The sequence below is a fragment of the Paenibacillus sp. GQ49 genome (genome assembly GCF_059759055.1).
Genome location: NZ_JCAXEL010000001.1, coordinates 332193 through 357416, shown reverse-complemented (window position 1 = coordinate 357416; position 25224 = coordinate 332193). Strand labels below are relative to the sequence as shown.

At 47.6% G+C, this 25224-nt stretch carries 22 protein-coding genes; 19 read left to right on the top strand and 3 right to left on the bottom strand.

All coding sequences use genetic code 11. The features are described 5' to 3' along the window. Positions 1 to 107: 107 nt before the first annotated feature. The 6 genes from lacZ (at position 108) to coaD (ending at position 6007) form a co-directional block, all read left to right on the top strand. Positions 108 to 3155 (top strand): beta-galactosidase, LacZ type, encoded by a 3048-nt coding sequence (gene lacZ, locus AC6CIF_RS01755; RefSeq protein WP_498197547.1) that lies wholly within the window; start codon positions 108 to 110, stop codon positions 3153 to 3155. Positions 3156 to 3326: 171 nt separating this feature from the next. Further along, positions 3327 to 3632 carry a hypothetical protein gene (locus AC6CIF_RS01750; RefSeq protein WP_017689244.1) on the top strand — a complete coding sequence of 102 codons (306 nt, stop codon included), beginning with the start codon at positions 3327 to 3329 and terminating at the stop codon, positions 3630 to 3632. Positions 3633 to 3741: 109 nt separating this feature from the next. Beyond that, the gene (locus AC6CIF_RS01745) at positions 3742 to 4023 is read left to right on the top strand and encodes a hypothetical protein (RefSeq protein WP_498197545.1); all 282 of its coding nucleotides are present in this window, start codon (positions 3742 to 3744) and stop codon (positions 4021 to 4023) included. A 129-nt stretch (positions 4024 to 4152) separates the two neighbouring features. Next, positions 4153 to 4587, top strand: a complete 435-nt coding sequence (locus AC6CIF_RS01740; RefSeq protein ID WP_498197543.1) for an Imm44 family immunity protein — start codon at positions 4153 to 4155, stop codon at positions 4585 to 4587. A 303-nt stretch (positions 4588 to 4890) separates the two neighbouring features. Then, positions 4891 to 5499, top strand: a complete 609-nt coding sequence (rsmD, locus tag AC6CIF_RS01735) for a 16S rRNA (guanine(966)-N(2))-methyltransferase RsmD (protein WP_237175987.1) — start codon at positions 4891 to 4893, stop codon at positions 5497 to 5499. Between the two features lies 1 nt (position 5500). Further along, entirely contained in the window at positions 5501 to 6007 is a 507-nt protein-coding gene (gene coaD, locus AC6CIF_RS01730; protein ID WP_085981453.1) for a pantetheine-phosphate adenylyltransferase, read from the top strand. Here coaD and AC6CIF_RS01725 read toward each other — a convergent pair. Beyond that, positions 5985 to 7322, bottom strand: coding sequence for a nucleoside recognition domain-containing protein (locus tag AC6CIF_RS01725; protein ID WP_498197541.1), 1338 nt, complete (start codon positions 7320 to 7322; stop codon positions 5985 to 5987). The genes coaD and AC6CIF_RS01725 overlap by 23 nt on opposite strands. 314 nt (positions 7323 to 7636) lie before the next feature. Here AC6CIF_RS01725 and AC6CIF_RS01720 point away from each other — a divergent pair, with 314 nt between their 5' ends. Then, on the top strand, positions 7637 to 8677 hold the full coding sequence (locus tag AC6CIF_RS01720) for a SepM family pheromone-processing serine protease (RefSeq protein ID WP_498197539.1): 1041 nt from the start codon (positions 7637 to 7639) through the stop codon (positions 8675 to 8677). A 282-nt stretch (positions 8678 to 8959) separates the two neighbouring features. Here the strand turns inward: AC6CIF_RS01720 and AC6CIF_RS01715 are convergent, their stop codons facing one another. Both AC6CIF_RS01715 and hmpA read right to left on the bottom strand, forming a co-directional pair. Beyond that, positions 8960 to 10192: a nucleotidyltransferase gene (locus AC6CIF_RS01715; protein WP_498197538.1), complete on the bottom strand. Its 1233-nt coding sequence runs from the start codon at positions 10190 to 10192 to the stop codon at positions 8960 to 8962. Positions 10193 to 10471: 279 nt separating this feature from the next. Then, positions 10472 to 11707, bottom strand: coding sequence for an NO-inducible flavohemoprotein (gene hmpA / locus AC6CIF_RS01710; RefSeq protein ID WP_498197536.1), 1236 nt, complete (start codon positions 11705 to 11707; stop codon positions 10472 to 10474). A 463-nt stretch (positions 11708 to 12170) separates the two neighbouring features. Here hmpA and AC6CIF_RS01705 point away from each other — a divergent pair, with 463 nt between their 5' ends. The 12 genes from AC6CIF_RS01705 (at position 12171) to ftsY (ending at position 25186) form a co-directional block, all read left to right on the top strand. Further along, positions 12171 to 12677 (top strand): YceD family protein, encoded by a 507-nt coding sequence (locus tag AC6CIF_RS01705; RefSeq protein ID WP_076208929.1) that lies wholly within the window; start codon positions 12171 to 12173, stop codon positions 12675 to 12677. Between the two features lie 67 nt (positions 12678 to 12744). After that, positions 12745 to 12918, top strand: a complete 174-nt coding sequence (gene rpmF, locus AC6CIF_RS01700; RefSeq protein ID WP_017689233.1) for a 50S ribosomal protein L32 — start codon at positions 12745 to 12747, stop codon at positions 12916 to 12918. 371 nt (positions 12919 to 13289) lie between these two features. After that, on the top strand, positions 13290 to 13838 hold the full coding sequence (gene fapR, locus AC6CIF_RS01695) for a transcription factor FapR (RefSeq protein WP_047842457.1): 549 nt from the start codon (positions 13290 to 13292) through the stop codon (positions 13836 to 13838). Further along, entirely contained in the window at positions 13835 to 14830 is a 996-nt protein-coding gene (gene plsX / locus AC6CIF_RS01690) for a phosphate acyltransferase PlsX (RefSeq protein ID WP_017689231.1), read from the top strand. The genes fapR and plsX overlap by 4 nt, the downstream gene beginning before the upstream one ends. 8 nt (positions 14831 to 14838) lie before the next feature. Beyond that, the gene (locus AC6CIF_RS01685; RefSeq protein ID WP_076209487.1) at positions 14839 to 15828 is read left to right on the top strand and encodes a beta-ketoacyl-ACP synthase III; all 990 of its coding nucleotides are present in this window, start codon (positions 14839 to 14841) and stop codon (positions 15826 to 15828) included. Positions 15829 to 15853: 25 nt separating this feature from the next. After that, positions 15854 to 16795, top strand: coding sequence for an ACP S-malonyltransferase (fabD, locus tag AC6CIF_RS01680; protein WP_237175981.1), 942 nt, complete (start codon positions 15854 to 15856; stop codon positions 16793 to 16795). 211 nt (positions 16796 to 17006) lie between these two features. Further along, positions 17007 to 17756, top strand: a complete 750-nt coding sequence (gene fabG / locus AC6CIF_RS01675; protein ID WP_017689228.1) for a 3-oxoacyl-[acyl-carrier-protein] reductase — start codon at positions 17007 to 17009, stop codon at positions 17754 to 17756. A gap of 152 nt (positions 17757 to 17908) precedes the next feature. Continuing rightward, positions 17909 to 18142: an acyl carrier protein gene (gene acpP / locus AC6CIF_RS01670; protein WP_024630176.1), complete on the top strand. Its 234-nt coding sequence runs from the start codon at positions 17909 to 17911 to the stop codon at positions 18140 to 18142. Between the two features lie 177 nt (positions 18143 to 18319). Further along, a complete protein-coding gene (gene fabF / locus AC6CIF_RS01665; protein ID WP_062833763.1) occupies positions 18320 to 19558 on the top strand; it encodes a beta-ketoacyl-ACP synthase II in 1239 nt (412 codons plus the stop codon). A gap of 13 nt (positions 19559 to 19571) precedes the next feature. Then, entirely contained in the window at positions 19572 to 20276 is a 705-nt protein-coding gene (gene rnc, locus AC6CIF_RS01660; protein WP_036670338.1) for a ribonuclease III, read from the top strand. Positions 20277 to 20494: 218 nt separating this feature from the next. Further along, on the top strand, positions 20495 to 24064 hold the full coding sequence (gene smc, locus AC6CIF_RS01655) for a chromosome segregation protein SMC (RefSeq protein WP_237175980.1): 3570 nt from the start codon (positions 20495 to 20497) through the stop codon (positions 24062 to 24064). A 108-nt stretch (positions 24065 to 24172) separates the two neighbouring features. Next, a complete protein-coding gene (gene ftsY, locus AC6CIF_RS01650) occupies positions 24173 to 25186 on the top strand; it encodes a signal recognition particle-docking protein FtsY (RefSeq protein WP_076208925.1) in 1014 nt (337 codons plus the stop codon). The last annotated feature ends 38 nt before the right edge of the window (positions 25187 to 25224 follow it).

Sequence of the window (25224 nt, the reverse complement as noted above, 5' to 3'; positions counted from 1 at the left end):
CGCTGTTATGGCGTACCTCTGTCTTTTTTGTTTATGTAAAGCAAAAGGAAATCCAGCGTAAACCTTGAATAAGTCAAACTATAACGTTTTAAAGGGAGAGAGAGCCGATGAAAGCAACAAAGGCAGATATCAACTGGTTGGGGGACGTAAGTGTATTTGAGGTGAACCGTCTTCATGCCTATTCCGATCACCGTTACTACCAAACAATGGACGAGGCTGTAGGTTCAGGCGCGATGTCCATGCGTTATGATCTGAATGGTACGTGGAAATTCAACTATGCAATTCGTCCAGACAGCCGTTCTGAGTTTTTCTATACATCCGATTTTTCCAGTGAAGGCTGGGATGATATTGAAGTTCCTGGACATATCCAGCTACAAGGATACGGACAGATTCAATATGTAAATACACAATATCCTTGGGATGGCTTGAACGACATTCGTCCGCCGGCATTGCCACAGGATAAAAATCCGGTTGGAAGTTACATTCGCACATTCCACCTGCCGACAGGTTGGGAGTCGAATCCGGTATATATTTCTTTCCAAGGTGTAGAGTCTGCATTTTATGTATGGCTTAACGGACAATTCGTAGGATACGGGGAAGACAGCTTCACGCCATCTGATTTTGACCTGACACCATTCCTTCAGGATGGAGAGAACAAACTCGCAGTTGAGGTGTATCAACGCAGCACAGGCAGCTGGCTGGAAGATCAGGATTTCTGGCGTTTCTCCGGCATTTTCAGAGATGTGTATCTGTATACGGTCCCGGCTGCACACGTACGTGATGTTCATGTGCGCACAGATCTGGACAAGTCCTATACCAACGGTACGTTGCAAGTGGATCTGAAGCTGGAAGGAAAAGCGGTTGCAGGAGCACGTGTAGAGGCTGAACTTCGTGATCGTGAAGGCAATACCGTTAAAACGTTTGAGTCCAAAGTTAACGATGGGCAAGTAAGTCTTCGTGAAGACATTGGTACAGTGAACCTGTGGAGCGCAGAGATTCCATACTTGTACCGTCTCTATATTCGTGTATATGATGCTGCGGGTACACTGGTTGAGGTAGTTCCTCAAGCCGTTGGTTTCCGTACATTCGAAATGATTGACAAAGTAATGCATATCAACGGTAAACGTATCGTATTCAAAGGTGTGAATCGCCATGAGTTCAACCCGCGTCGTGGACGTGCGGTTACGAAGGAAGACATGCTGTGGGATGTTCGTACCATCAAACAAAACAATATGAATGCCGTACGTACGTCACACTATCCAAACCAAAGTCTCTGGTATGAGCTGTGTGATGAATACGGACTCTATGTTATTGACGAGATGAATCTGGAGACACACGGATCTTGGCAGAAGCTTGGCGCCGTTGAGCCTTCATGGGTTATTCCAGGTGACAAACCGGAATGGCATGATATCGTTATGGACCGCGCTGTATCCATGGTGGAGCGTGACAAAAACCATCCGTCTATTCTGATCTGGTCTTGTGGTAATGAATCACACGGTGGTGAAGTCATCTACAAAGTATCCCAATACTTCAAATCAGCTGATCCAACACGTCTGGTACATTACGAAGGTGTATTCCATGATCGCCGTTTCGATGAGACCAGTGATATGGAGTCTCGCATGTATGCCAAACCGGCAGACATTGAGGAATTCCTGAATGCAAACCCGACCAAGCCGTATATCAGCTGTGAGTACATGCATGCCATGGGTAACTCCATTGGTGGTATGCACAAATATACGGAGTTGGAAGACAAATATCCGATGTATCAAGGTGGTTTCATCTGGGATTACATCGACCAATCCATTTATAAAAAAGATCGTTACGGCAAAGAGTTCCTCGCTTATGGCGGAGATTTTGGTGATCGTCCATCAGACTATTCGTTCTGTGGCAACGGTATCGTCCATGCTGACCGTAAAGTAACTGCGAAAATGCAGGAGGTCAAATTCCTTTACCAGAACATCAAGCTGTTCCCGGATCGTGAAGGTGTTAAAATCGTGAACGGTAATCTGTTCGCAGATACATCTGCGCTGGAACTGGTATACAGCCTGGAGCGCGAGGGACATGAAGTGTTGCGTGGAACATTGGAAGTGAACGTGGATGCACAAAGCGAGACGGTAGTGAAACTTCCGCTGGGTGCAGAAGCTCTGGCGGGCGGCGAGTATGCTGTGAACACTGCATTTGTGTTAAAAGAAGCTACACTGTGGGCTGACAAAGGCGAAGAAGTGGCATTTGGACAGTTTATTTTCACCCAGGATCAGGTGAATGATGCAGTTGAAGTCGACTTGAACCTTGTAAGTGATGTACAAGTTATCGAAGGTGATGTTAACATCGGTGTTCGTGCCGGCAAGACACATGCGCTGTTCTCCAAACAGTTTGGGACACTGGTTTCCCTGAAATTGTCTGGTCGTGAGACGATTGCTGTACCACCTGCACCACTCTTCTGGCGTGCAATGACGGATAATGACAAAGGTATGGCGATGGGCTTCGAACTGGGTGCCTGGTATGCAGCGAGCCTGATGCCACGTTCTGTAGAGTGGAAAGCGGAACAGAAACCGGATCAATACCGGATCGAGTTCACGTACAAGCTCAACATTTCGGAGGATGTACAAGTGAAAGTGTTATATACCGTTCATGCAGATGGAAGCGTACGTGTGCATAATACGTACAAAGGTACAGCCGGATTGCCAAACCTGCCAATTCATGCATTGTCCTTCAGAACATCACCTGACTTCGAAAACGTGGAATGGCTCGCGATGGGACCCGAAGAAAACTATGCAGACCGCGCATTTGGCGCGCGTCTCGGTATCCACGGCAGCAAGGTAGCTGATACCATGGCTCCATATCTGGTACCACAGGAATCAGGCAACCGTACAGGCGTACGTTGGGCCAAATTGACAGACAACGCGGGACGTGGCTTCAAAATTGAAGCATCTGGAACTCCAGTCGAGCTGAATGTATCACCATATACGGCATTTGAGCTGGAGAACGCACAACATGCGTACGAATTGCCACCTGTGCACTATACGGTCGTGACTGTAGCAGGTAAACAAATGGGTGTTGGCGGTGATGACAGCTGGGGTGCTCCGGTTCATCCGGAATACCTGATCCCTTCAGACGGCGAATTGACATTTGAATTTGTCATTCGAGCACTGTAAGTAAAAGAATCGTACAGAATAAAGAATGTATTCTATAAAGAACAGAGGTCTTCGCTCGTTGGAGGCCTCTGTTTTGTTATGTCAACGAACAGCTTGAGAGGCTTTGTATGAAACCGTTCTCTCTCCAACCTCGTAATGTACGAGACAGGAAACATAAGAGGGGGGTTCAAGATGAGTAAAAAAGCAAAGACAGGTATATGGGTGACGGTGTTGGTCTTCTTGGGTATCATAGTTGGATGTTTCATATGGTATTTCAATACCGCTTCGGGTGAACGTGCACTCAAAACGATGAGGTCCAATAACTCGGGTGGCCTGGAGAGGGTTGTTAAAGTGTACAGCAATAACGGTGAATTGATTCAGACCTATGATGGCAAAATTGACGTGGAAGATACGGAATACGGCAATAAAGTATTATTTGATCTCAATGGGAAACGTGTTGTGATCTATAATGCAACGATTGTTGTTGAAGAGAAGTAAAACGTAAATCGCTACTTTTGAAGGAACTCTGCTTCGGAATTTGGAATGACATCCTATTGCTTATATGGTAAAATTAAGGAAAAAGATATAAGGGTCGGGTGAGATTTTTATGGTGGATATGTACTTTATAATCCTTGTTGCCATCTTGGTGATGATCCTGTTCTATAGTCTAATCGCTTATTTCTTGATTCGTTTCATTTCCAGAAAAGCTCTCAAGCTGACGTTAACCAAATATGAAATGACGGAGATTATGACTTGGCTCGCCGTGTTGTTTATTACCTTCATGATGATTAAGACGGGTTCGATGAATCTTCTCTTGCCGGTTGTTGTACTCATCATTCCATTGATCAATTTACGACTTTCCAATCGGAAACATCGAGAGCTGAATTAGTATAGCTTGCTAAGTTGAGGCAAGGCACAAGGAGGATGAACATAGGAAAGGTTGACGGAGATTACATCACTAGTCAACCTTTTTTAGTTGCATTATGAATGATGAAAATGAACAGAGAGGAGTTCAATTATGATTATTGGAAAATCAATGGATACTTCAGGTTTAACGCACGTTGCCAATCTTTCGGATGAGTTGCAGTCTGTGTTTGATCAAGCAGAAAGCAAATATGAGCTAGTCGATATTGAACTCTTCTTTGTTTTCAGGTGTCTTCCTGAAGAATATGAGAGGAAGTCGACGGTCAGGCATGTGAAGAAGGAGAATGTCATCTATTTTGATCTGGTGGTCAGCGAGGATCGTTATAAGACATTAAGCAAAAGCAAACAACGGTATGCGTTAAGCCATGAGTTTTATGCTTTTTTGAGTGAAAAGATACAGAAATACAAGATTGAACATCTAAACGCCAAGCAATTTATAGCAGATATGGGCATGTGGCTGAGGGAGATTGGATGGTTGCAGACCAAAGAGCAAGCCGACATAAGTGAATTTGAAGAAAAGTATAACTAACAAAATAAATGAAAAACATAAACAACAAAAAGAAGCCCTCTTTCGAGAGCTTCTTTTTCATGGGAGAGGAGAAACCGGACGAAGAGCTTATGGGGAAACGTAAGTCTTCTCCGCGGTTGTCTACGACACTTGTGATGTCGATAATTATAGAATCGCCCGATTTGTTCCTTTTTATACATATGCGTCAACAATTCGTCAACAATTTTCCAAGGGAAATGAAGACCTCATATTTTTCAAACTGAACCCGAGTGTGGTACGATAGTCGTATCAATAAACTTACATAGAGAAAAGGTGACTCGTCAAGTGAGAGTGGTATCTGGGAGTGCAAAAGGCAGGCCGCTGAAGGCTGTTCCTGGCACGGGTACGCGGCCGACCACCGACAAGGTGAAGGAAGCGTTATTTAGCATGGTTGGTCCTTATTTTGAGGGCGGCACAGCATTGGATCTGTTTGCAGGCAGTGGAGGTCTCGGTATTGAGGCGCTGAGCCGCGGCATGGACAAGGCTGTTTTTGTTGATTTGGAATCAAAAAGTATTGAAGTTATCCGCATGAATCTGAAGGCTACCAAGCTTGAAGACCAGGCGGCCGTATATCGTAATGATGCAGGTCGGGCATTGAAGGCACTCGCCAAGCGAGGCACAACCTTTGATCTGGTGTTTCTAGACCCTCCATATCGCATGAAGAACGGGCACGAGTTAATGCTGACCATGCACGAACTGGAGCTTTTGGAACCTGAAGCAACCATCGTGCTTGAATATGAATCCAAACATGACTACCCTGAGCAATTCGGCCCGTTTGAACAAACGCGCAAGGCTTTGTATGGGGAGACGGCAGTATCCATCTATTATTATGCGTCTGAAGCAGTTGAAGATGGAGAATCCATTACACCGGAAGAGGAGGCTCCTCATGACTGAAATGATACATCGACAGGAACGGATCGCCGTATATCCTGGAAGTTTTGATCCCGTAACGATGGGGCATCTGGATATTATCGCCAGAGCGTCAAAGCAATTTGATCGCGTCATTGTGGCTGTATTGAACAATATGAGCAAAAATCCGCTGTTTACGGTGGAGGAACGCAAGGAACTGATTACGGAAGTAACCCGCCATCTACCCAATGTGGAGGTGGATAGTTTCCGCGATCTGACAGCTAATTATGTCCGGCAAAAGGAAGCTCAGGTCATCGTTCGTGGTATACGCTCGGTAACTGATTTTGAATACGAGTTGCAATTGGCATCGACCAATAGCAAGTTGAACCCGGATGCGGAAACGATATTTATGATGACAAATCCGAAGTATTCCTATTTAAGTTCCAGCATCGTCAAAGAAATCGCTCATTATCATGGAGATGTTACAGATCTTGTCTCACCTGAAGTGGAAGCTGCGCTCCGTCAGAAAATCAGCGAGAAAACCGGCGGTTAAACCAGAAAGTAAGACCTGATAGACTAACCATGACTGCAAGAAGTAACGCAAGTCCCATGCATGCAGCAGGGAAGATGCTCCAAATGGTGTTGATCGTGTATGTGTTACCTGGACTATGTATGAGTAGCCAACCAAATGGTGTCGTGAGGTCCTGCTCTGCATTCGTCTGTAATGTGGTCCAGACTTCTGAGCTATAACGGCTGAACGGCATCCATAGGAACAGACTGATGAAAAAGGCGATTAATCCATGAGTCAGACGAACTCCAGCAAAGTACAACATCGATTTGCTGCCCGGACCAGTTGTTTTCAGGACAGCAGAGACTTGCAGATGGGAACATAAACCACCCCATCCCAGAACGGCTGCAAGTAGAGACATGAGCAGCATGGGTGTAAGTGAAGTCTGGCTCAAATGATAGGTGCCCAGATGAAGCTCAAAGAAGGCTGGCCACAGCGCAGCAGAGGACCCGGGCGTCAGATAAAGGGAGACCAACCGGATAAACACGGCAAAACCGATCATGTATCCTCCAGTCATCATCAAGGTCTGCACAGCTTGGGATACGGTGTCACCGAGCAGTTTGCCAAATCCTCTTCCATCACGACTATGGGCTTCTCTGGCTGAAATCATCATATCGGACCATATACTGCGTCGTTTGAACGTTGCGTGGTGGGGTGCAGATGAGCGACTTGTGGAACTTGCAGGACTTGCAGGCTGAAAATCAAGAGAGTTGTTATCTGCTTGTACGGCTGTTGAGCCAATCATGTTTGTCTGGTTACCCGGTGCAGGCAGGAGACGCGTGGCAAGAATGGCAGCAATCCAGCCGCTGATCCAGTGGACCACGAGTAGAAAATATCCGGCCGCTGGCTGGTGGAGAAAAGCAGCACCGACGACCAAAATGATCATCATTGGATTGGCAAAATGAGATGCCGCCGCAAGGACAACCGCCTGCTTGGCGGTAATTTGTCTATCCTGAAATAAACGGGATACCGCATCTGCTCCTGCGGGAAATCCGCCGCACATGCCTACGGCAATCGCCAGACCTGCGTTGCCTGGAAGTCTGAACCAGCGTTGCATTAACGGTCCGAGCAAGGCGCCGATCGCGTGGGTGAAGCCAAATGCAGTGAGCATTTGGGATAACATGAGGAACGGGAGCATGGCAGGGAAGATGATTTTCCACCATATATCCAGACCTTGAATAGAGGCATCAAATGCTTCTTTGGGGGAAGCAACTACCGCAATGACCAACATTAAAGCGCCGGTACTTAGGATTATCGTTCGCAACGGGCCAGAATCTCTAACCTCGCTCTGTAATGTCATCGTTTCACCTCATATCAGATAACTTCGATTAGGCATCTGAATCGTTATGGACGGCCGAATGACGCCCAAAGGGCGGTTCGGCCTTGACCGGACAGGATATTGTATACAGCGGCCTATCCGGCCTGTACCATTGTATGCACAAGGACCAGAGTGTTAGACTTGAAAAAAATGATTAAACAAGATGAGCTGAGTATCTGCATTACAAAGAGCGTGAATCTAACCGACGAATGGAAGTATTCACAAGGTGGAATTACGATTGCTGATTAGTGTAGAGTTCAGCTTATATAGAGATACAAAGAACGGAGGCTCATGCGATGAATCGGATTCGGAAATCTGGCGGATTCAGAGCTTCGATCTTTGTGATCGTGGTGGCTCTGGTCGTCTATGTTGCCGTGTACATGCCAACGCCGTATATCATATATATGCCTGGCAGTGCAGATGAAGTAAAACCAATGGTAACCGTTAAGGGTGGAGACCAGGAAGAACACGGTGTGTTCATGATGACAACCGTGTCGGCAACATATGCCAATGTGTTTTTGCTAGGAACCTCTCTGTTCAATAAAAATGCTCAAGTGGATAAAAAGGAAGACCGACTGCGCGGCAAAAGCGAAGCGGAATACTCTGCCGAACAGGTGTGGTTCATGAGTGACTCACAATCCTCCGCAATGGAGGCTGCATATGAGCAGGCTGGTGTGACTTACTCTATTGTACCTGAACATATCTTTGTATTTGGACTGTCTGAAAATCCAAAACCGGAAGGAGACATTGCTCCGGGAGATATCATTCTGGGAGTGAACGGAACAGCTACGCCGGATAATACGGTGCTTTCTGCCGAGTTAAAAGATAAAAAGGTCGGAGATACGGTTGAAATGCAACTGGAACGTGGTGGAGAGACCATTAGCCGGGATGTGAAACTGATTCAGGTAAAAGACAATAAAACAGGTGAAACCCGCCCGGGACTCGGAGTAATGATTGGTACGGTTCAGAAGGTGAAAGCTGAAGAGCCAGACAAACAGATCTCCTTTACCGATACTCAGGTTGGTGGTCCGTCTGCCGGCTTGATGTTTACGTTGGAGATCTATAACCAGTTAACACCTGGAGATCTGACCAAGGGGCATCGAATTGCGGGTACAGGTACCATTACCAAGGAGGGTGTGGTGGGTGCCATTGGTGGTGTAGTACACAAGATTGTAGCCGCTGATCGAAAAGAAGCGGAGATCTTCTTTGTACCTAAGGATAACTATAAGGAAGCAGCAGCCAAGGCTGAACAAATCGGCACCAAAATGAAACTTGTGCCTGTGAGCACGGTGGATGATGCGCTGGCTTATTTGAAAACCTTGTCCGTGAAATCATAGGTTATCATCGGGCGGGAAGAGATCGAGCCAACGTTGAACGGGATGGATAAAGTACGGATGAATTCGAATAATTGATTACAGTGGAATGAAGTGTGATCAAGAGGTTTGAGAAGATCAACAGAAGTTAATAAGGAAATCCCCTTGTTGCGAGGTGCCTGAGTGGCGTGCAGCAAGGGGATTTTTTTTAAATTGAATAGTTGAGTGTCGAATAGTGGATATCAATGATCTGTTTGATGATGGAAAAAAGCTCGTTAGAGATGAAGCCTTATGGTCAAAAGCGGATTACAGTCTCACTGGCGACTCATAGTAGTCACTGAACATCTTGCGTGTGTCCTTATGCTCGCAAGCGAGCCCATACGCAACCTGAGCTTGTATATCCAGTTCAAGTTGATTGTGTGTGAACGTCGACGGTTTCAGTACAACAGGAAGCGATGCAGTCTTCTTCATTTGTTTAAGGAGGCTCTGTCCTTGAGCATTAAATCCAAGGACTCGGAGATATCCGGGTCCGGTAGCTAATTGCTCTGGTGAACACTCGGCTTTGGTGTGATTCAGGAGCAGGTGGGCGAGCATACGCTGGAGTTTGGTGCGTGTGTATCGTTTGGTCTTTAGTGCATTCAGGAGTGCTTCGACTGAAGGCTCCGGGAGCTGAGCGAGTGCACGGCTCAGCCTGTGTTCCAGGCCTTCCGTGACTTCGGCGATGCGTTCCAGCTCGGAGGCACGGCGGGTGGCCGCGAGGTGCAACAGCGGCTGTGCAAAGCGCTCCCAGTGTATGGGAGCGCGCCCTTCCTGCCATTCGTGATGCAGAATGGCAAGAGTTGCCGCCGGCACGTATGGTGCGGCGGCATCGGGTCCGTCCGCCATCAGGAGGCGGCGGACGGCTGTTGCACTGGCGATCGCCCCCGGCCCGGGCGTCGCCTCATGATACGCGGCACCGGTACGCGCCGCCGTAAAGGGCTGGATCGCGCTGCCAAGTCGTTGCAGCGCGATCAGGTAGTGCAGCCCAAGCGAATTGTTGGGCTGCTCCAGCAGTGCAGCGGCGTCGTGAGCATCGACGCCGCCGGGCGCCAGTGCCGCCGCCGCGCCTGCGTACGCGGCGGGGTAGCTGGCGCCTTCCCGCAGGCGGCGCGCGATGTCCTCGCGCATCCCTGCGGGCTCCACAGCCAGCACGCGCGCAATGCGCTGCAGGCTGTCCAGGTCGCCGGACTCGCTGCCAAAGCAGAGCGAGTCCACAATGCCGGTGCGGTGCAGCAGCGAGACCGCACCGAAGGCAAACCACTCGGCCGGTTGGACTGCGTACGCAACCGGCAGTTCAAGCACGAGATCCGCGCCTGCGTGCAGCGCCATCTCGGTGCGTGCCCTTTTACCCACGATGGCGGGTTCGCCACGCTGGAGAAAAGGGCCGCTCATGACCGCAACAACGGCGTCTGCGCCGCTTAGCCGCCGAGCTTCTTGCAAATGATAGACATGCCCATTGTGCAAGGGGTTATATTCAACAATGACGCCTACGGCTTTCATGATTAGACGTACTCCTTTCGATTGGATAACCGAGTATGTATAACATCCATTCCATCATAGGGGATGTCATGTATTAGATCAAATCATGCACCAATCAAGACAAGAAAAAGGCACAAATCCAACATCAACGGATGTCAGACTGTGTGCCTGCAAATCTATTGTATAGTACACATTTTGATATTCGGCGAACGACCTCTTCACCTTGATAAATCAGCATGATAGGACACGTACCTATACACTTATACATTAGGAAGTTAGGCTAATCACATTTCACAACGTTTAGACACTTCCCGGTGCGGGAGATAGACTTGCTTTGGGCCCAAAAAATTCATAATGAATGTTGTCCGCTGCAACACCAAGCGCCAGAAGCTCCGTATACACTGCCCGCATGAACGAAACGGGTCCGCACAGATAATAAATGGAATCCAGTTCATCGATCACTTGACGAAGCCAGGCCGCATCCATATAACCTTCCTTATGAAAGTGATTGTTCGTACGATCAGAATCCTCAGGTTGTGTATAGCAATAATAAGCTTGAACGCCCTGATTACCTTCGACCAGGCTGTTCACATGATCACGGAAAGCGTGAGATTGACCATTAGGACTTGCATGCAAAAATGTAATTGCACGGTTTTCGTTCAAATGAACCAACGTATTTAACATACTGATCATGGGCGTTAAGCCAACACCACCACTAAGCAGCACAACAGGACGTTTATCCTCTGCATTTAGCGTGAAGTCGCCAGCAGGAGCGGATAGTTCCACCTGACTGCCTTCTTCAATGTGATCATGTAGATACGTCGAGATAACTCCGTCAGGGCGCTCTAACACACCTCGCTCACGCTTAACGGAAATGCGATAGTATGGTTTACCTGGGGCATCTGAAAGGCTATACTGACGAATCTGAGTAAATGACTGTGCCTCTGGCTGAATTTTGATGCTGATGTATTGTCCTGGTTCATAGCTGGCAATAGGCTTACCATCGTCTGGAACGAGATAAAAGGACGTGATGACTTCGCTTTCCTGCACTTTCTTGGCAACTTTGAATGTCCGGAACCCTTCCCAGCCACCCGTTTGGTTTTCTGCTTCCGTATACATATCCTGTTCGATCCCGATAAAGGCATTTGCAATGACATTGTAGGCTTCGCCCCACGCGGTGATAATTTCATCCGTTGCCGCATCTCCAAGCACATCTTTGATGGCTTGAAGCAGATAGGTGCCGACAATCGCATATTGCTCGGGAACGATACCCAGGCTGCGATGTTTATGTGCAACTTGCCGGACGGCAGGCAGGATGGAGGACAGATTATCGATATGAAGGGCGGCGGTGTACACCATATTGGCGAGGGCGGCTTGCTGCCGTCCCTGTTTCTGATTTGCATGATTGAAAATATTCAGCAGTTCCGGATGAGCTGTGAACATCGTTTCGTAGAAGTGGCGTGTGATCGCTTCGCCGTGGACTTCAAGTACGGGGACTGTAGATTTAATGACTCTAATCGTGTGCTCACTTAACATATATTTTCCCTCCCGATATGATATGAAATAGTTGGATAATAAATCGGTCATGGAGCTGATCGTGCTTCGGTTTATAGTAAGTATAGATAGGGAGCAAATAGGTCTGTGTGATATAGATCACACTAAACGTTAACGAAATGTGACCGGTGTTTGCAAGGAACTACAATTAAAATGACGACTTGTAGTTTATCTTGAAGTGAGTCTATAATAGACCAGATGGAGTAAATGGCTGTGTGGTCAGTGTTTTTAAAAAGGGTGTAAAGTTAAAAGTGTTGACAAACGTCTTGAAAAATCGGTATAATGATTTTTGTTTGTTAAGTCAATTTCATAATACTTTTAACGATGAAGCGTCAGAATACATACAGTCAGGATTTGCTGCTTTACAAAAGAAGGCTTGACCTGTATAACTGTCGTGATACGTTTGATACGAATTATGAAATTGGTTTCGTTTGGAGTGATGGAAATGTTAATGCCATTTCGCAAAGTGGCTACCAGTGATGGCCCGCTGAAGTTTAACGAACAGTGGGATATCAAGGAACTGGTTTCTAACCGACAAGATATCACAGCCGTTACCCCACTGACTGCGGATTTATCTGCAGAATTTAGAGAAGGTGACGTTGTGGATGTTCATGGCAAGCTGACCATAGGAGTGGACATGTTGTGCTCCCGTTGTCTCAAGCCGATCAATGAACATTTTCATATTGATTTTCATGAGCAATTCAAGCAGGGAAAACAGCCAGAGGACTTACACGAAGACGATGATACGCTCTATGTGGATGGAGATAGCGTTGATCTGAAGGGTTATGCCGAGGAAGCTTTTCTGCTGGATCTTCCGTTTATACCGCTATGCAGCGATACATGCAAAGGGTTATGCCCCAAGTGTGGCCATGAGCTGAACGAAGGTGACTGCGGTTGTGATAACCAGGTTATCGATCCGCGGCTTGCAGGGCTCAAGGATTTTTTTAAATGAGCATGATTGAAAATCGAACATTTTAAGACTACCTGCAAAGGTTGATTTTGATAAGGAGGTGGGAATAATGGCAGTACCTCAACGGAGAACGTCCAAGACGCGTCGCGACAAACGTCGCACTCACTTTAAATTGGCTGTACCGGGCATGGTGAAATGTGAACAATGTGGCGAACTTAAACTTAGTCACCACGTGTGCAAAGTGTGCGGAACGTACAAAGCAAGAGAGATCATCTCTCAATAATAGTTGAACATTAAGTAGCACTTCATTTCGATGAGGTGCTACTTTTTTTGGATTAGAGGTAGTTATAGAGTGAGTAGGCAGGCGTGAAATCCGTGCTTCACAGGGGTGTATTGTTTTTGTTAGGCCAGTCTTTCTTTTTGACACGGGATGAGATATACTATAGTTTAGTACCAGGTTCTAAGATTTGACGTTACATATAGATGAACCATAATCCGTTTGAGAACGACCCTGGTGACCAGGGATGCAACTATAGAAGCAACAGGAAAGAATGGTTGAACTGGCCGGACGGGACGGTTCCGTAAACGATACAGCGGGGGGTGTCAGGCATCGAACGTGTACCGAAGAGACAGAGGCAACAGCAGTTAACCAAAATGATAGAAGAGAACCCGTTTGTGACGGATCAGGAACTTACACGCCAATTGAAGGTGAGTATTCAGACGATTCGTCTTGACAGGCTGGAACTTGGAATACCCGAACTTCGGGAGCGGATGAAACTGATGGCAGAGCTCTCGTATGATCAGGTACGCTCGTTGCCCTTGCATGAGATTATCGGTGATATTGTGGATCTGCAACTGGATAAAAGCGGGATTTCACTGTTTGAGATTAAGGAAGAACACGTATTTTCCAGAACAGGGATTGCACGTGGGCACTATGTCTTTGCACAGGCCAACTCCTTGGCTGTAGCGATTATTAATGACGAGATCGCGTTGACTGCATCAGCAGACATTCGCTTTGTCCGTTCGGTTCATTTGGGAGAGAAATGTATTGCAAAGGCTTATGTGAGATCGATTCCGGGTCAAAAGGGCAAAGCCAAAGTGGAAGTATTCACTTATGTAGGTGAAGAAATGGTGTTTCAAGGCAACTTTGTAATCTACCATTCAGGTGGAGAAGACAGCGGAGAAGGAGGTCATTTGGAATGAAAATCGTCATTGATGCCATGGGAGGCGACAATGCACCTGCATCAACGGTAGAAGGTGCGATTGCCGCAGCCACGGAGTGGGCGGATACACAGATCGTCCTGATCGGCGATGAAGCCAAGCTGGAGCCTCTTTTGAGTCAGTCAGGTGTGAGACCTGCCAATCTTACGGTCCGGCACGCTTCCGAAGTGATTGGCTCGGATGATGAACCCGTCAAAGCAGTGCGTCGCAAGAAGGATGCCTCCATGGTGGTCGCAGGTCGCATGCTGAAAGAGGGCGAAGCGGACGCGATGATCTCGGCGGGCAATACCGGAGCGCTGATGACAGCGGGATTGCTTGTTGTAGGTCGCATGGAAGGTATTGAACGTCCGGCGCTTGCGCCTATGATTCCAACAATTGATGATGTAGGTGTACTTGCGCTGGATCTGGGAGCGAATATGGATGCCAAACCGGAGCACCTTGCACAATATGGCCTGATGGGCAGTTTGTATAGGCAAAAAGTACAGGGCATTGAGTCCCCACGAGTGGGCTTGCTCAATGTAGGAACAGAGCCAGGCAAGGGAAATGAGTTAACCAAACATGCATATCCTTTACTGGAACAACTCCCAATTCGGTTTGTCGGTAATGTTGAGGCACGTGATGTGCTGACTGGTGCTTGCGATGTGCTTGTATGTGACGGTTTTGCAGGGAATATCCTGCTGAAGTCGCTTGAAGGCACAGCAGGTGCCATTTTCGCCTTGCTTAAGGAACAATTTTCATCTTCTCTTAAAAGTAAACTGGCTGCGGCTGTACTGATGCCTGAGCTGCGTGGATTGAAACGAAAGCTGGATTATACGGAGCATGGCGGAGCGCCACTCCTTGGTTTGAGTAGACTGGTTGTGAAAAGTCATGGATCTGCTGATGGCAATGCCATCAAAAATGCTGTGCGCCAGGCTCGGATTGCAGTGCAGAATCAGCTGGTAGAGAGCATATCTAAGGAAATTAGCGGGAAGTGAGTGACGATATGAATAATTTGCGCCCAGTAGGGGTTATTGGTACAGGGAAATATGTGCCTGAGAAAATTTTGACAAATAGCGATCTGGAGAAAATGGTCGATACCAATGACGAGTGGATCGTCAGTCGTACAGGAATCAAAGAGCGTCACATCGCTGCACCCGATCAGGCAACTTCTGATCTGGCATACGAAGCGGCTATTAAAGCCCTTGAATCTGCAGGCATGACAGGAAGTGATCTAGACCTGATTATTGTTGCAACCATTACCCCGGATTCTTCGTTCCCATCGACAGCCTGCATCTTGCAGGACAAATTGGGTGCAAAAGGTGCCGCGGCATTTGATCTGTCGGCTGCTTGTTCCGGATTTGTATACGGTTTGGCTAGTGCTACGAGCTTCATCCAAAGCGGTATGTACAACAATGCACTTGTTATTGGTGCAGACTGCTTGTCTCGTATTACGGATTATACAGACCGTAACACATGTGTCCTCTTTGGTGATGGAGCAGGCGCGGTAGTTGTTGGTGAAGTTCCGGAAGGTCGCGGATTCAAAGCATTCGATCTCGGTGCCGAAGGTTCTGGCGGTAGTCTTCTTCAGATGGAAGGCGGCGGTTCCCGTCTGCCTGCTTCCGCAGAGACCGTTGAAAATAAAAAACATTACATCTACATGAACGGTCGTGAAGTGTTCAAGTTTGCGGTACGTGTCATGGGGACGGCTACCATTGAGGTATTACGCAAGGCTGGTATGGAGCGTACGGATGTGGATCTGTTTGTTCCTCACCAAGCGAATATTCGGATTATCCAATCTGCGATGCAACGACTTGAACTTCCTGAAGAAAAGGTTGTAGTCAACGTCGATAAGTATGCAAACACATCGGCTGCTTCCATCCCGCTTGCTCTGGTAGAAGCTGCGGAGGAAGGTCGCATGAAAGCCGGAGATACCGTCCTGATGGTTGGATTCGGTGGCGGTTTGACATGGGGTGCATCGGTACTCGTTTGGTAAAATAGACATCTGGGAGATGAATGAGATGGGTAAAATAGCATTTGTATTTCCCGGACAGGGATCACAGGCTGTAGGCATGGCTAAGGACGCGTATGAGTCTGTGCCTGCGGCAACCGAAATTTTTCGCACAGCAGATGAAACATTGGGTTTCTCGCTGAGCAACCTTGTATTTGAAGGACCGGAGACCGAGTTGAAACAGACATCAAATACACAACCGGCTCTGTTGACAGCAAGTATTGCCTTGCTTGAAGCTTTCAAAGAAAAAGGAATTCAGCCTGACTATACGGCTGGACACAGCCTGGGAGAATACAGTGCACTGGTGGCAGCGGGCGTTCTTACGTTTGCTGACGCAGTGAGCACTGTGCGGGCACGTGGTCAGTATATGGAACAGGCAGTACCGGGTGGACAAGGAGCGATGGCTGCTGTGCTCGGTGCGGATCGGGAAGCGCTGGGGGTGCTTTGCCGTGACGTATCTGAAAGTGGTCATGCGGTTGAACTTGCCAACATTAATTGTCCGGGACAAATCGTCATTTCTGGTGTGAAAGAAGGCGTAGCTGCTGTCTCGGAACGAGTGAAGGAAGCAGGCGGTAAACGCGCCATTGCATTGGAAGTAAGTGGTCCGTTCCACTCTTCATTGATGAAGGGTGCAGCTGAGAAGCTGGCAGAGAAACTGAAAACCGTTACGTTCTCACCGGCAGCGGTCCCTGTAGTCGCTAATGTGACTGCAAGACCTGCAGAGGATGGACAGGTTCAGGATTTGTTGACAGCTCAGGTCTATTCTCCTGTATTATGGGAAGACAGTGTGACATGGCTTATTGAGCAAGGCGTGGATACGTTCATCGAGATTGGATCTGGCAGTGTATTGACCGGTTTGATTAAAAAAACAGATAAAACCGTAAAATTGTACAATGTGAACAGTCTTGAAACGCTCGAAGCAACGGCAAGTGAATTAGAAGGAGTTATATGAGTTAGACTAAACTTTTTACACGAGAACGGAGAGGACAGAAAAAAACTGAAGAAGCGGAGCGTTCGCCTTTATCACCGGATTTTCCCTTTAGAAAAGGGAATCAAAAAAATCTGGGGATAACAGCGATCGGAAGTTTATTCTGTCATCGGAGTGGCAAGTGTAAACATTCTTTGGTTGAACTGATATAGATTTGGGGAAAGGAGGAATGATTATGTCTAAACCATTAGAAGGTAAAAATGCACTCGTTACCGGGGCATCCCGGGGCATTGGGCGCAGTATTGCACTGGCACTTGCAGAAGCTGGAGCGAACGTAGCCGTGAATTATGCGGGTAGTCAAGCGGCAGCTGAGGAAGTGGCGGAAGCGATTCGTGCCAAAGGAGTCAAGGCGATTACACTTCAAGCCAATGTTGGCCTGATGGATGAAGCTGAACAAATGGTCAAAGCTACACTCGAAGCATGGGGAAACGTTGATATTCTGGTGAACAATGCCGGTATCACCCGTGATAATCTGATCATGCGTATGAAAGAGGAAGAATTCGATCAGGTTATTGAAACCAATCTCAAAGGTGTGTTTAACTGCCTTAAGGCGGTTACACGTCCAATGATGAAACAACGGTCGGGAAGAATTATCAATATCTCCTCGGTTGTAGGTGTGCTCGGTAATGCTGGACAAGCAAACTATGTTGCTGCCAAAGCGGGAGTCATTGGCCTGACAAAGGCATCTGCTCGTGAACTGGCTTCTCGTGGAATCACAGTTAACTGTGTTGCACCAGGTTTCATTGAGACAGATATGACAAAAGAGTTGTCCCAGGAGCTGGTGGACGGTATGCTAAGTGGTATTCCGTTGTCCCGTTTGGGTCAGCCGGATGAAATCGCCGGTGTAGTCACTTTCCTGGCTTCACAGGCTTCATCTTATATGACAGGGCAGACGCTGCATGTCGATGGTGGCATGTACATGTAATTCTTCCCGGACTTGAACAATAGTCGGGGAACAGGCGCTGGACGATCCGAAATGCCGGAAAAAGGCCGGGTTCCCCGGCCGGGAGCCGCATATGTCTTCTATGGCATTTTGCCTGCGATTCTCGTATAATACCAAAGAAGGAGGTGAACCGGATGTCCGATGTATTGGAGCGTGTAAAACGCATCGTCGTCGACCGCTTGGGCGCAGACGAAGCTGAAGTTACACTTGAAGCATCTTTCAAAGAAGATTTGGGTGCTGATTCTTTGGATGTAGTGGAATTGGTCATGGAATTGGAAGATGAATTTGATTTGGAAATCTCTGATGAAGATGCAGAAAAAATCACGACCGTAGGTGAAGTTGTAAACTACATACAATCTCATACCTAAAGTCATTTTTAGTCCCGCACATGTTTTCGAACAGGCGGGACTTCTCATCATTCATTGGTTTTTCTCATTCCGCAAGCAGCTCTACTCAAGCAAGCCTATCTTGGTTGAGTAGATGTCTGTTTGCGGATATTCCCACAAAATACTTGCGTAATGCAGTCGATATAGAGGTGACTCGGTTTGAAACAAAGAGTAGTAATTACCGGAATGGGCGTAATGACATCGCTCGGAAAAGATTTGGAAACGTTCTGGGGCAGTTTAATGGCAGGAAAGTCCGGAATTTCTCAGATTGAGGCGTTTGATGTTAGTGAATACACGACACAGATTGCAGCCGAGATCAAGGATTTCAACCCGGAAGAATATATGGATCGCAAGGATGCTCGCAAAATGGACCGTTTTGTACAGTTCGCTGTGGCAGCCGGCTTCAAAGCCGTTGAAGACAGTGGTCTGAAAATTAACGAGAATATTGATGCAGAGCGTTTCGGTGTATCCATCGGATCAGGTATTGGTGGATTGGGTACGTGGGAGGACCAACATAATGCATTGTTGCAAAAAGGTCCAAAACGGGTAAGCCCATTCTTTATTCCCATGATGATCTCCAACATGGCTTCAGGCCAAATGTCCATTTCCCTTGGTGCCAAAGGTCCTAACATTAACGTTGTTACGGCTTGTGCAACAGGTACACACTCCATCGGAGATTCCTTCAAGCTGATTGCCAATGGTGATGCAGATGCCATGATCTGTGGTGGTGCGGAAGCAACAATCAGACCAACGGGTCTTGCAGGGTTCTGTGCGATGCGCGCAATGTCTACACGTAATGATGATCCTGCTAAGTCAAGCCGTCCTTTTGATACAGAACGTGATGGTTTTGTTATGGGCGAAGGCGCTGGTGTTCTGATCCTGGAATCCCTGGAGCATGCTCAAAAACGTGGTGCACGCATTTATGGTGAAGTGATCGGTTACGGTCTGACAGGTGATGCACATCACATGACAGAACCAGATCCGGACGGAGCAGCACGTTGTATGAAGATGGCACTTCGTAATGCGGGTATTGAGCCTGAAGAAGTGGACTACATTAATGCACACGGAACTTCGACGCCTGTAGGCGACAGATCCGAAACGCTTGCAATCAAAAAGGCGTTTGGTGATCATGCGTACAAGCTCGCTGTGAGTTCCACTAAATCCATGACGGGCCACATGCTTGGCGCTGCTGGTGGTGTAGAAGCGGTTATCTGCGGATTGTCACTGACACATCAGACACTGGCTCCAACGATTAACCTGGAAAATCAGGACCCGGAATGTGATCTGGATTATGTACCAAATGTTCCACGTCAAACCAAAGTTAATATTGCCATGTCCAATTCATTTGGATTCGGCGGTCACAATGCCACCATTATTCTCAAAAAATTTGAAGCATAAGGGGCTAGTTCGTTTGAGTGAAGATCTGAAGCAGTTACAACATAAACTTCAAATCAAATTTGACAACAGGCAGCTTTTAAAACAAGCGTTTACCCATGCTTCTTATGTAAACGAACACCGGTTCAGTCAGCATCAGGACAACGAGCGTCTGGAGTTTCTGGGCGATGCCGTGCTGGAACTGACTGTATCGGAATACTTGTATCATTTGTATCCTAACCGTCCGGAAGGTGAATTAACTAAGCTGCGGGCATCCATTGTCTGTGAGCCTTCCCTCGTCAAATTTGCTGAAGCGTTGGGTTTTGGGCAGTATGTACTTCTTGGTAAAGGTGAGGAACTAACTGGAGGACGGACACGGCCGGCTCTGCTGGCAGATGTGTTTGAATCTTTCATTGGTGCATTGTATCTGGATCAGGGGCTTGCGCCTGTTCGGACATTTCTTGATCAGCATGTCTTCCCATTAATCGTATTGGGCAGCAAGCTGCAAATGAGTGATTACAAAACGGAACTGCAGGAACTTACTCAGCATCACAATATGGGAGCTTTGGAATACCGTATCGTTGAGGAACGGGGACCTGCCCATGAACGTGAGTTTGTCTCGGAGGTCCATATGGGTCAAGAACGGCTTGGCAGAGGTACAGGACGTTCCAAAAAGGAAGCGGAACAACAGGCTGCATCTGCAGCACTTGATCGACTGAAGCTTCCGGAAGCCGGAGCTTAACCGATAGCGCATAGACAAACGAAGAGCAAAGAGCAGCCCGCGGGTCCGCCCCGGCGGAAGTAATCGGCCGGACTGCTTTTTGCTCTTTTTTTTGTAAAGAGGTTCAGGGGGAGTTTGCCTGATCGTTAACTAAATAAGTGAACTTTATTTTAGTTCAATTTATTTAGGCGCTGGAATGCAATACTTGAAATTTGCAAGAGGAGGTGACGAGAAACCCTATGTTTTTAAAACGGATTGAATTGGGTGGATTCAAGTCATTCGCCGACAAAACGGAGATGGAATTCGTTCGAGGCATTACGGCTGTTGTAGGTCCGAACGGAAGTGGCAAGAGTAATATATCGGACGGAATCCGTTGGGTTCTGGGGGAACAGAGTGCCAAGTCGTTGCGTGGTGGCAAGATGGAAGATATCATCTTTGCAGGCAGTGACGCACGGAAGGCCGTTAATTTCGGTGAGGTGTCGCTAACACTTGATAACGAGGATCACGCACTTGCATTGGATTTTGGTGAAGTGACGGTGACTCGTCGTGTACATCGCAGCGGAGATAGTGAATATTTTATTAACAAGCAATCTTGTCGTTTGAAGGATATTACGGAGTTGTTTATGGATACCGGCATCGGTAAGGAAGCCTACTCGATTATTGGACAGGGGCGAATCGAAGAGATTCTGAGTACCCGTTCAGAGGATCGCAGAGGCATCTTTGAAGAAGCTTCGGGTATCGTTAAATATAAATCCCGCAAGCGGGATGCGACGCGCAAATTGGATGAGACAGAGCAGAATTTGCTGCGGATTCATGATCTGGTGACTGAACTGGAAGATCAGATTGGACCACTAAAGGAACAATCGGAGAAAGCGATCCACTATAAGGAACTTCGTTCACAGCTCAAATCACAGGAAATTTCCATGTATGTGTACCAGATCGAACAGATCCATGCGTCCTGGAGTAAGGCAAATGAGCGCCTGCAATCGCTAAAACAGGAAGAGGTTGGACTGGCAGCGATTGTCTCTACGCATGATGCCAAGCTGGAAAATGATCGGAATGCGCTGCGTATCCTGGAAACAGAGACAGAGCAACTGCAAGCCGCTTTATTGCAATTCAGTGAAGCGACAGAGAAAAGTGAAGGGCTCGGGGAATTGCTCAAGGAGCGCTCGCACCATCTGCAAACAAATCAGGAGCAGCTCAAAGTAACGCTTGCCGCCAGTGAAGAGAGACATCGCGAACGGGAAACCGAGCTGCTTGCACTGCGTGAGAAGTTTGGCAAACTTGAGCATGAACTGAATGATGTGAGAAATCAGTTGTCTCAGGAAGAAGCCAAACTCATCGGTGTTACAGGTGGCATTAGTCAACAGCAAGAGGAAAGCCTCAAAGGCAATTTGCTGGAACTGATGAATCAGATGGCTCAGACACGAAATGAAATTCGTTATGTGGATCAGCAGAAAGAAACGCTAGAGCGCAGGATGAATCGCGCGGCTGAAGAATCAGGCAAATGGGAAGATCAGAAAGAGACACTGGAAAGTCGCAAAGCGGACATTGAGAAAAAAGTTGTTCGTTTGGGCAAAGAAATCAGTGACCTACGTGGTGGATATATTACGGAAAGTGAACGACTCCAGTCGCTGCAGAAGCTGCTCGAAGAAAGTCGGGGTACGGTCCGTAAATGGGAACAGAAGCGTGAAGCTCAAGTTTCCCGCCGCGATACGATGAAAGAGATGCAGGATGACTTTGACGGATTCATGCTGGGTGTCAAGGAGGTTCTCAAGGCTTCGCGTAAAGGTACGCTGAGCGGTGTTCATGGAGCTGTAGCTGAACTTGTTAAAGTTCCCGAGAAGATCGAACTTGCCGTAGAGACAGCGATGGGAGCATCCTTGCAGCATGTGGTCATGGAAAATGAATCAGTTTCCAGACAGGCAATTGCTTTCCTGAAGCAACGCCAGTTGGGGCGTGCAACGTTCCTGCCTTTGGATGTCATTCGTCCTCGTGCCATTGGAGCGGCTGAACGTTCCATGATCGAAGGTATGGAGGGGTTTGTGGGGATCGGTGCTGATCTTGTACAATTTGAATCCAAGTACGCTTCAATCATTGGCAGTCTGTTAGGTAATGTTATTATTGCCGAAACGTTGGAGGTTGCCAATAAAATTGCGGCTCGCTGCCAGTATCGTTTCCGGGTTGTGACGCTTGAAGGTGACGTGGTCAATGCGGGTGGTTCCATGACAGGTGGTAGCCAGCACAAGAAAAATGTGAGTCTGCTCAGCCGGAAACGGCAGCTGGACCAGCTCGACCAGGATATTTTGGATACGGAAAATCAAATCGTGAAACTGCATCGTAGTGTGGATGATGTAAAAGTTCAACTGGAGCAGTGTCAGGACAAACTGGATGAACTTCGTCAGTCCGGTGATGATACCCGAAATGCAGAACAGCAGGCTTCGATGGAAATGAAACAGGTAGAGCATGAGCTTCGCCATGTGCTTGAACAGGTTGCCGTTGCCGGACAGGAGAAGAGTGGCTTCACCGAAGAGATCAAAGAGTTGGATACGGCTCGTATCGTCGCTGTGAAGAAGCTGGAGCAGCTTGAAGAGGAAGAAAAAGCGACCCATCGTGCCATTCATGCAGCTGAGTTTGCTCGGAAAGCCAATGAATCCGCGAAGGAAGAATTGCAGAGCCAACTCACCGAATTGAAAGTGCGCGAAGGCAAGCTTGATCAGGAGCGATTCTCCAATGGGGAACAATTACGACGTCTGGAGCGGGAAGTGGAGTCGCTGGTGAAAGATCTTCGTCAGAATCGCACGTTGCTGGCTTCGATGGAAGCAGATCTCAAGAAAACACAGACCGAGAGTGTCAAGCAGATTGAAGATCTGAACCAGTACAAGCTGAAAAAAGCGGAAGCTTCCCAGGAGCTGGACTTCAAACGAGCTGCCCGAAGTGAGTTGTCGAAAAAGCTTGAGCTTGCCGAGAGCGAAACAAAGGAACAACGTACGCAGTTAAAAGCTGTGGAAGAGCAGATGCGACAGACGGAAATTTCCGTGAACCGATTGGATGTTGAGCTGGAAAATATACTGCGAAAGCTGACGGATGAATACGAACTGGGCTATGAACTGGCCAAAGAGCGTTATCCTGTGCCGGAAGATGTGGAGCATACACAGGCAGAGGTACAGAAGCTGAAGCGCAGTATATCCGCCCTGGGTGATGTGAACCTGGGAGCGATTGAGGAGTTCCAGCGGGTCAATGAGCGATACGAGTTCCTGAGTGAACAGAAGAATGACCTGGTGGAAGCCAAAACAACGTTGTATCAGGTTATTCGGGAAATGGAAGACGAGATGGCGAAGCGATTCAAAATCACGTTTGATGCCATCCGCCGTGAGTTCGGTACCGTGTTTACCAAGCTGTTTGGCGGGGGACGTGCTGACCTTGTTCTGATGGACCCGGAGCGCTTGCTTGAAACGGGAATAGATATCGTGGCTCAGCCACCAGGCAAGAAACTGCAAAATCTGCAACTGTTATCCGGTGGGGAGCGGGCATTGACGGCGATGGCTTTGTTATTTGCCATTCTGCATGTCAAACCTGTACCATTCTGCGTGCTGGATGAAGTAGAGGCGGCGCTGGACGAAGCTAACGTCGTACGTTTTGCCCAGTACTTGCGTGAATTCTCCGAACAGACACAGTTCATCGTTGTTACCCATCGTAAAGGTACGATGGAAGAGGCAGATGTGCTGTACGGTGTTACAATGGAAGAGGGCGGAGTATCCAAGCTTGTTTCGGTTAAACTGGAAGATGAGGAAGCAGTAATTGCCTGATCTGATCCAAACCTGCGAGACAAATGAACTCATTGTAATCATTGAAAATCATTCAGATTGAGCATTTTTGCAAAAGCGCTTAGATTATGTACACGATGGAGGGGCTTTATGAGTTTTTTTAAAAAGCTGAGAGACAGCATTGCAAGTAAAACGGAGTCGGTCACCAAACAGTTCAAGGATGGATTGGAAAAGACACGTAAAGGGTTAGTGGAAAAAGTGTCGGATCTCGTAATCCGCCGCAAAAAAATCGATGAAGAGTTCTATGAAGAACTGGAAGAGATTTTGATCGGAGCAGACGTTGGCGTGAATACAGTCATGAATCTGATCGAAGACCTGCGCGTTGAGGTGAAAAAACGCAAAATCGAGGACGCGGCTGAGTTGCAGCCTGTATTGTCCGAGAAACTGACGGATCTTCTTCGCGGTGAACAGAATAATGAACTGAAAATGAACCCGGATGGCATTACCGTCATTTTGTTCGTTGGTGTTAATGGTGTTGGTAAAACAACTACGATTGGCAAGCTGGCACATCGATTTAAACAGCAAGGTAAAAAAGTCATCATGGCAGCTGGAGATACGTTCCGTGCCGGAGCCATCGAACAGCTGGAAGTATGGGGACAACGTGCCGGTGTCGATGTTATCAAACAGCAATCTGGTTCTGATCCAGCAGCGGTTATGTATGATGCGGTACAGGCAGCGAAACAACGGGGTGCGGATGTTCTGCTCTGTGATACAGCAGGTCGTTTGCAAAACAAATCGAACCTGATGGACGAGCTTAACAAGATCTATCGTGTCATTCAGCGTGAAATTCCGGATGCTCCGCATGAAGTACTGATGGTACTGGATGCAACAACAGGTCAAAATGCTTTGAACCAAGCCAAACTTTTCGGTGAGAAAAGCGGTGTAACTGGCCTCGTACTGACGAAACTGGATGGAACAGCCAAAGGGGGGATCGTTGTTGCGATCCGTCAGGAGCTGGACTTGCCTGTGAAGCTCGTAGGACTGGGTGAGAAAATTGATGATCTGCAGCAGTTTGATTCGGAGCAATTTGTGCATGCTTTGTTCGCCGGATTGATTCAGGAACAGCCAGCGGAAAGTGCTGAAGAAGAGGAAGCTAATTCCTAGAATCATTAATAATAGGATGAATTAGTAATGTTAACCGT